A 7,394-nucleotide genomic window follows, 5' to 3' on the forward strand; every position below is an offset into this window, starting at 1 on the left:
TGTGCGTGGCCGTAGGACAGGACCTTGGCCTTGCCGTTCCGCGAGAACGAGGCTGTCGGCTCCAGCGCCTGAGATGGTTTGTTGGATCCAGCCGACGGCCGCGCGCGCGTGGCGCTCCAGTCGCCGGGCCGTCGCGAGGTCCCCGGTGCGCTCCACGTACGCGCCGAGCAGGATCAGGAAGAGCGGGGTCGCGTCGACGGACCCGTAGTAACGCCCGTACGGCACCTGCCCGAAGTGGGCCAGCTCCCCGTGCCGTACCTCGTGGACGATCTTCCCGGGCTGGGCCACGGAGTTCGTGCCGGTCTCGGTCGCCTGGGTGGCGGCGAGCGCCGGGAGGGTGGCGGCGGCCAGCTGCGGCCGGTAGGGGAGGGCGAAGAGGGAGGTGAGCAGGGCGTCGCGGCCGAGCAGGGTGAGGAACCAGGGGGCTCCCGCGGCGGGGACCCGGAGCTGCTCCCCGTCCGGTCCGGTGGCCGGCACCTGGAGCGTGGCGAGGTCGGCGAGGCCGCGGGCACAGGCCGCCGCCAGCTCCGGCCAGCCGGTCGGGAAGGCCACGCCTTCCACGAACTCGCCCTCCTCAGCGAGCAGTTGCTTGTTGAGCGCGGCCGGGTCGCGAGGTACGCGCAGCGCCCGCCGGTCGCCGTGCGGGCGCCCGATCACCCGGACGACCAGCTCGGTCGTGCCGTACGGGGCCAGCTCCAGCGTCCACACCATCCGCCGGGCCCCGGTGCCGGTCTCCTCCACGCCGTCCGGCGCCGGGTCGGCCGTGATCGTCGTACAGGACCGCCATTCGCCCCGGCGGTAGCCGAACTCCAGTCCGTCGTCGAGGATCTGACGGGAGCGCACGGCCCCGGACTTGGTGTAGGTGCGGTGGTCGGCGCGGAGTTCGAACTGGTCGGTGAAGTCGGCGTCGGCGGTGATCGCGAGCCGGATCGTGGTGGGCACCGGGCGGTTGCTGGTGACCCGCAGGGACTCGACGAACGAGCCGTCCCCGACGGCCTGTTCCCGGAACAGCGTGTGTGCGGGCGGCTCCTGGCGGCCGCCGCGCGGCACCAGCACACAGCGCGCGCCGTCCCCGTCGGCGACCGGGGTGAGCACCTCGGGCAGCGCCCCGTCGGCCGTCAGCTGCCAGCGGCTGAGGTGCCGGGCGTCCCGTACGAACAACCCGTCCGGAGAGCCGCCACCCCGGACGCCGCTGATGTCTCCGTGGTCGTCCACGGCGGCGAACGTCTCGCCGTGCACGAGCAGGTGATGCCGGTCCGTCATCCCCGGTCCCCTCCTTTGTCACCCAGGTCGAACGTGCCGCCCACGACGAAGACACGTCGTTTTGTCAGGTCTTGTCTATTTTTAGAATGCTTTGACTGTTTCAGGTGTTTTCGCGTGCTTCGAGCTGTGGTGCAGGTCGAGGGCGAGTGCCGCCGTCCAGCTGAAGCCGGTCGCACCGCACGCCTCGCCGGTGCCCGGGTCGACGTACTCGGCGAACCCGCTCGCGCCGGCGGTCCCGACGAGCGCCTCGGCCAGCGCGTCCGCCCGCTCCCGCTCGCCGTGTTCGCGCAGCCCCCGCTCCAGCAGCCAGCCGGTGTTGAACCAGGCGGGCCCGCGCCAGTAGCGGTGCGGGTCGAAGGCCTCGCCGAGCAGGTCGTAGCTGGGGACCAGGTGGGTGGCGGTGCCGAAGTGCGGGCCGGTCAGGGTCCGTACCAGCGCGGCGGCGGTCCCGGCCGGCAGTTCGGGCAGGAGCAGCGGGACCAGCCCGGAGACCGAGCGCTCCGGGATCAGGCCGCCGTCGCCGCGCAGGTCCCGGCAGAGGAAGATCTCCCGCTCCGGGTCCCACAACCGGTCCACCAGCGCCGCCGTCAGCCGCTCGGCCCGCGCGTGCCGTGCCGTGCCGGTCGCCCCCAGCTCCCGCGCGATCCGGGCGAGGGCGTGCTCGGAGGCGACGAGCAGCGCGTTGAACGCGGGGTCCTCGACGGCGAACTCCCGCCCGTGGTCCGCGTACCCGGCGTCCCGGTAGTCGGCCGCGAGCCGCACGTACCGCCCGTAGTCCAGGTCCGTCGGCCGGTCCTCGGGGGCGCCGTGGTCCAGGTCGGCGCGGCGGAAGGAACGCGCCGGGGCCGGGACGACGCGGGCGAGGGGGGCGTCCCAGCACGGGCTGTTGTCCATCCCCTGCTCCCAGGGGTGGACGACCGAGATCAGCCCGCCGCCGCCCAGGTCCCGCCGGTGCAGCAGATAGCGGTGCCAGGCGGCGAGCCGCGGGTACACGCCGGCCAGGAAGCCGCGCGCCCGGGACAGGCCCGGGTCGGCGAGGTGCACCAGCCAGGCGGCCAGCGCGTGCACCGGTGGCTGCACGATCCCGGAGGTCTGTACGGTGCGCGGGGCGCCCGCGGCGCGCCCCGCGGTCGAGGAGCGCCAGAAGTCGGGGCTCGGGAAGTACGCGTCGAGGGGTACGGAGGGGTTGAACACGATGTGCGGGATCCGCCCGTCGGCCCACTGGGCGGCCAGCAGCGTCTCCAGCTCCGTCTGCGCGCGCAGCGGCGACAGGTGCCGCAGCCCGATCGCGACGAACGCCGAGTCCCATGACCACTGGTGCGGATACAGCCGCCGGGAGGGCACGGTCGAGGTGCCGGTCCAGTTGTCGTCGAGCACGCGTGCGGCCGTGACGTGCACGGACGCCGGGCCGTTCGGAAGGGCGGGCGGTGGATCGTATGCGACCCCGACAGCGGGCGCATGGGCGGTGAGCTGGGCAGTGCGATCCACTCGGGACTCCCCGAAGACGTCCGGCCGACCGGGTTCGGCTGTGGCTACCGTAGGGTTACGTCTATTTAACACGCAAAACTCAATATGTAATGCAAGCTTGAGAAACACAAGGGGGTGCGCATGACCGGACGTCCGGGGAGAACCGGCAGGGGCGGCGGGCAGGCGAGCGCGGGCGAACTGCTCGAACTGGTCCGCAGTGGACGGGCCGTGACGCGCGGTGCGCTCCAGCAGGAGACCGGGCTCTCCCGTGCGACCGTGGGTCTGCGCCTGGACCGGCTGTTCCGCGCGGGCTGGCTGCGCGAGGGCGCCGGCGGCCCGGTCGACTCGCCGCTCGGCGGACGCCCCTCCATCACCCTGGAATTCGACGACTCCCACGCGGTGGTGCTCGCCGCCGACCTGGAGACCCGCCACGCCCGGGCCGCCGTGCTCTCGCTGAGCGGCGAGATCCTCGCGGAGCACTCCGGCACCCTGGTCATCCAGGATGGACCGGAGCCGGTGCTCTCCGAACTCGGCCACTGGTTCGCCGAGTTGCTGACGAAGGCCGGCCACCGCGCGGACGAGGTCTGCGGGATCGGCCTCGCGGTACCGGGCCCCGTCGACACGGACACCGGCCGGGTCGTGCAGCCCCCGATCATGCCGGGCTGGGACGGCTACGACATACGGGGACGGCTGGCCAGGGCGTTCACGGAACACACCGGCGCGCCCGCGGTCCCGGTCGTGGTGGACAACGACGCGAACCTGATGGCGTACGGCGAGCAGCGCACCGGACACCCCGACTGCTCCGCGTTCGTCCTGGTGAAGGTCTCGACCGGCATCGGCGCCGGGGTCGTGGTCGACGGTGCCATTTTCCGGGGCGTCGACGGCGGCGCCGGGGACATCGGCCACATCCGGGTGGGCGCCGAGGCGCAGTGCCGCTGCGGTTCGTACGGCTGCCTCGCCGCCGTCGCCAGCGGTGGCGCGGTGGCCGGGCGACTGGCGGAGGCGGGGGTTCCGGCGGCCTCGGGCTCGGATGTGCGCGATCTGCTCGCCGCGGGCCATCCGCAGGCGGCGGCGCTGGCGCGGGAGGCCGGCCGCCGGGTCGGGGACGTGCTGGCGACGGTCGTCACCCTGCTCAATCCCGGTGTCCTGATGATCGCCGGGGACCTCGCGGGCACGCCGTTCCTCACCGGTGTGCGGGAGCTGCTGTACCAGCGGGCGCTGCCCCGCTCCACCGCCCACCTGGACGTCGTCACCTCGCGACTGGAGGACCGGGCCGGGCTGGTGGGTGCCGGGCTGCTGGTCGTGGCGCAGCTGTACGCGCCGGAGCGGGTGGAGGAACGGCTGCTGGCGCTGGGCGTGTGACCGGTGCGTGTGACCGGCGCGTTTCGGTCCCGTTCCGCTGTCCGCATGGTGAACCGCGGCGGTCTGTGGCAGCGTGATTCTCGCCACCCTTGATAAGGGTTGCGCTCAGATGAGCGGATCATGGGCGACTGCACTTCTCCAAAGGGTGGCACTGGGTGCCACCCTTTGATCGTTCATCGATCGAAATCAGACGTGCGGGATGGTCGCTCAGATGAGCGAAATCGTGCGGCGGTGGGTGATGATGTGTTCAAGAAGTGAAAACACAACCGGACTACGGCTTGCCAAGCTTTGACTTTCAATCCACTGGCGGACGACCGGTTACGGGTGCATGACACGCAAGTAGACGTACCCAGACGCCTTCGATCTGGGTATGTTCCTCGCCGTCAGGGCAGCCACCGCGTCCTCGAGGGAGTCGAGACCCGTGTCGGAAAACAAAGAACCCCACGTAGCGAAGTTCGTCTACGACTTCACCGAGGGAAACAAGGACCTCAAGGACCTCCTCGGTGGCAAGGGCGCGAACCTCGCCGAGATGACGAACCTGGGACTCCCCGTTCCCCCCGGCTTCACCATCACGACCGAGGCCTGCAAGGTCTACCTCGACAGCGGCGCGGAGCCCACGGCACTGCGTGACGAGGTGAGTGCGCACCTCGACGCCCTCGAAGGACGGATGGGCAAGAAGCTCGGCCAGGCCGACAACCCGCTGCTGGTCTCGGTCCGCTCCGGCGCCAAGTTCTCCATGCCCGGCATGATGGACACGGTCCTGAACATCGGCCTCTCCGACAAGTCGGTCCAGGGCCTGGCCAAGCAGGCCGGCGACGACCGCTTCGCCTGGGACTCCTACCGGCGCCTCATCCAGATGTTCGGCAAGACGGTCCTCGGCGTCGACGGCGAGCTCTTCGAGGAGGCCCTCGACGCGGCCAAGGACGCCAAGAAGGTCACCGTCGACACCGACCTGGAGGCGGCCGACCTCAAGAAGCTGGTCACCAGGTTCAAGAAGATCGTCAAGGCCGAGGCCGGCCGGGACTTCCCGCAGGACCCGCGCGAGCAGATGGACCTCGCCATCAAGGCGGTCTTCGAGTCCTGGAACACCGACCGCGCCAAGCTCTACCGCCGCCAGGAGCGCATCCCCGGCGACCTCGGCACCGCCGTCAACGTCTGCTCGATGGTCTTCGGCAACCTGGGCCCCGACTCCGGCACCGGCGTCGCCTTCACCCGCGACCCCGCCTCGGGGCACCAGGGCGTCTACGGCGACTACCTCCAGAACGCCCAGGGCGAGGACGTGGTCGCGGGCATCCGCAACACGGTCCCGCTCGCGGAGCTGGAGCAGATCGACAAGAAGTCGTACGACCAGCTGATGCAGATCATGGAGACGCTGGAGAACCACTACAAGGACCTCTGCGACATCGAGTTCACCATCGAGCGCGGCCAGCTGTGGATGCTTCAGACCCGCGTCGGCAAGCGGACCGCGGGCGCGGCCTTCCGGATCGCCACCCAGCTGGTCGACCAGGGCCTGATCGACGAGACCGAGGCCCTCCAGCGGGTCACCGGCGCCCAACTCGCCCAGCTGATGTTCCCGCGCTTCGACGAGCAGGCCAAGGCGCAGCAGGTCGGCCGGGGCATCGCGGCCTCGCCGGGCGCCGCGGTCGGCAAGGCGGTCTTCGACTCGTACACCGCGGTGAAGTGGTCCCGCTCGGGCGAGAAGGTCATCCTGGTCCGCCGCGAGACCAACCCCGACGACCTCGACGGCATGATCGCGGCGGAGGGCATCCTCACCTCCCGGGGCGGCAAGACCTCCCACGCGGCCGTGGTCGCCCGTGGCATGGGCAAGACCTGTGTGTGCGGCGCGGAGGACCTCGAGGTCGACACCAAGCGCCGCCGGATGACGGTCCCGGGCGGTCACGTGGTCGAGGAGGGCGACGTCATCTCCATCGACGGCTCCTCCGGCAAGGTCTACCTGGGCGAGGTCCCGGTGGTCCCCTCCCCGGTCGTGGAGTACTTCGAGGGCCGGATGCACGCGGGCGCCCAGGACGCCGACGAACTCGTCGAGGCCGTCCACCGCATCATGGCGTTCGCGGACCGCAAGCGCCGGCTGCGGGTGCGCGCCAACGCCGACAACGCCGAGGACGCGCTGCGCGCCCGCCGCTTCGGCGCTCAGGGCATCGGCCTGTGCCGCACCGAGCACATGTTCCTCGGCGACCGCCGTGAGCTGGTGGAACGCCTGATCCTGGCGGACACCCAGGAGGACCGGGAGGAGGCCCTGAGCGCCCTCCTCCCGCTCCAGAAGAAGGACTTCGTCGAACTCTTCTCGGCGATGGACGGCCTCCCGGTGACGGTCCGCCTCCTCGACCCCCCGCTGCACGAGTTCCTCCCCGACATCACGGAACTCTCGGTCCGCGTGGCCCTCGCGGAGTCCCGCCAGGAACCCCACGAGAACGAACTGCGCCTCCTGCAGGCCGTCCACCGCCTGCACGAGCAGAACCCGATGCTGGGCCTGCGCGGCGTCCGCCTGGGCCTGGTCATCCCCGGCCTGTTCACCATGCAGGTCCGCGCCATCGCCGAGGCCGCCGCCGAACGCAAGAACGCCAAGGGCGACCCCCGTGCGGAGATCATGATCCCGCTGGTCGGCACGGTCCAGGAGCTGGAGATCGTCCGCGAGGAGGCCGACCAGGTCATCGCGGAGGTCGAGGCGGCGACCGGCACCAGCCTCAAGCTGTCCATCGGCACAATGATCGAACTGCCGCGGGCGGCCCTGACGGCCGGCCAGATCGCCGAGGCGGCGCAGTTCTTCTCCTTCGGCACCAACGACCTGACGCAGACGGTCTGGGGCTTCAGCCGCGACGACGTGGAGGCATCCTTCTTCACCGCGTACCTGGAGAAGGGCATCTTCGGCGTCTCCCCCTTCGAGACGATCGACCGGGACGGCGTCGGCTCCCTGGTCGCGGCGGCCGCGAAGGCCGGCCGAGCCACCCGCCCCGACCTCAAGCTGGGCGTCTGCGGCGAGCACGGAGGTGACCCGGAGTCCGTCCACTTCTTCCACGAGGTGGGCCTCGACTACGTCTCCTGCTCCCCGTTCCGCATCCCGGTGGCCCGCCTGGAGGCCGGCCGGGCGGCGACCCAGTCGGCGGGCAGCGACCACCGCTGAGGCCGCACCAGGCCTCCTGTGAACCCCGGGTCCGCCGTCCGTCCCCGACCCTCAAGACCGATGGACGGCGGCCCCGGCACACAAAAGAGGGGCGGCACCCCTGTGCGGGGGGTGCCGCGCCTTCGGGATGCGGGCGGAGATCTCGACGCCGACCGTGTGC

4 protein-coding genes are annotated in these 7,394 nt (G+C 71.3%); 2 read left to right on the plus strand and 2 right to left on the minus strand.

Going from position 1 to position 7,394, the window contains the following annotated elements:
- Together ABZ646_RS35485 and ABZ646_RS35490 are read right to left on the minus strand one after the other, a co-directional pair.
- The coding region (locus ABZ646_RS35485) for a glycogen debranching N-terminal domain-containing protein (RefSeq protein ID WP_360528393.1) at positions 1–1,263 on the minus strand (1,263 nt) is incomplete at its 3' end.
- 81 nt (positions 1,264–1,344) lie between these two features.
- Positions 1,345–2,751, minus strand: coding sequence for a hypothetical protein (locus tag ABZ646_RS35490; RefSeq protein ID WP_360528396.1), 1,407 nt, complete (start codon positions 2,749–2,751; stop codon positions 1,345–1,347).
- A gap of 120 nt (positions 2,752–2,871) precedes the next feature.
- On the opposite strand from ABZ646_RS35490, the gene ABZ646_RS35495 reads away from it, so the two are divergent.
- Both ABZ646_RS35495 and ppdK read left to right on the plus strand, forming a co-directional pair.
- Entirely contained in the window at positions 2,872–4,092 is a 1,221-nt protein-coding gene (locus ABZ646_RS35495; RefSeq protein ID WP_360528399.1) for an ROK family protein, read from the plus strand.
- 421 nt (positions 4,093–4,513) lie between these two features.
- Positions 4,514–7,234: a pyruvate, phosphate dikinase gene (gene ppdK / locus ABZ646_RS35500; RefSeq protein WP_360528402.1), complete on the plus strand. Its 2,721-nt coding sequence runs from the start codon at positions 4,514–4,516 to the stop codon at positions 7,232–7,234.
- Positions 7,235–7,394 lie beyond the last annotated feature (160 nt).

This window comes from Streptomyces sp. NPDC007162 (genome assembly GCF_040634175.1).
In the GTDB taxonomy this organism is placed as follows: domain Bacteria; phylum Actinomycetota; class Actinomycetes; order Streptomycetales; family Streptomycetaceae; genus Streptomyces.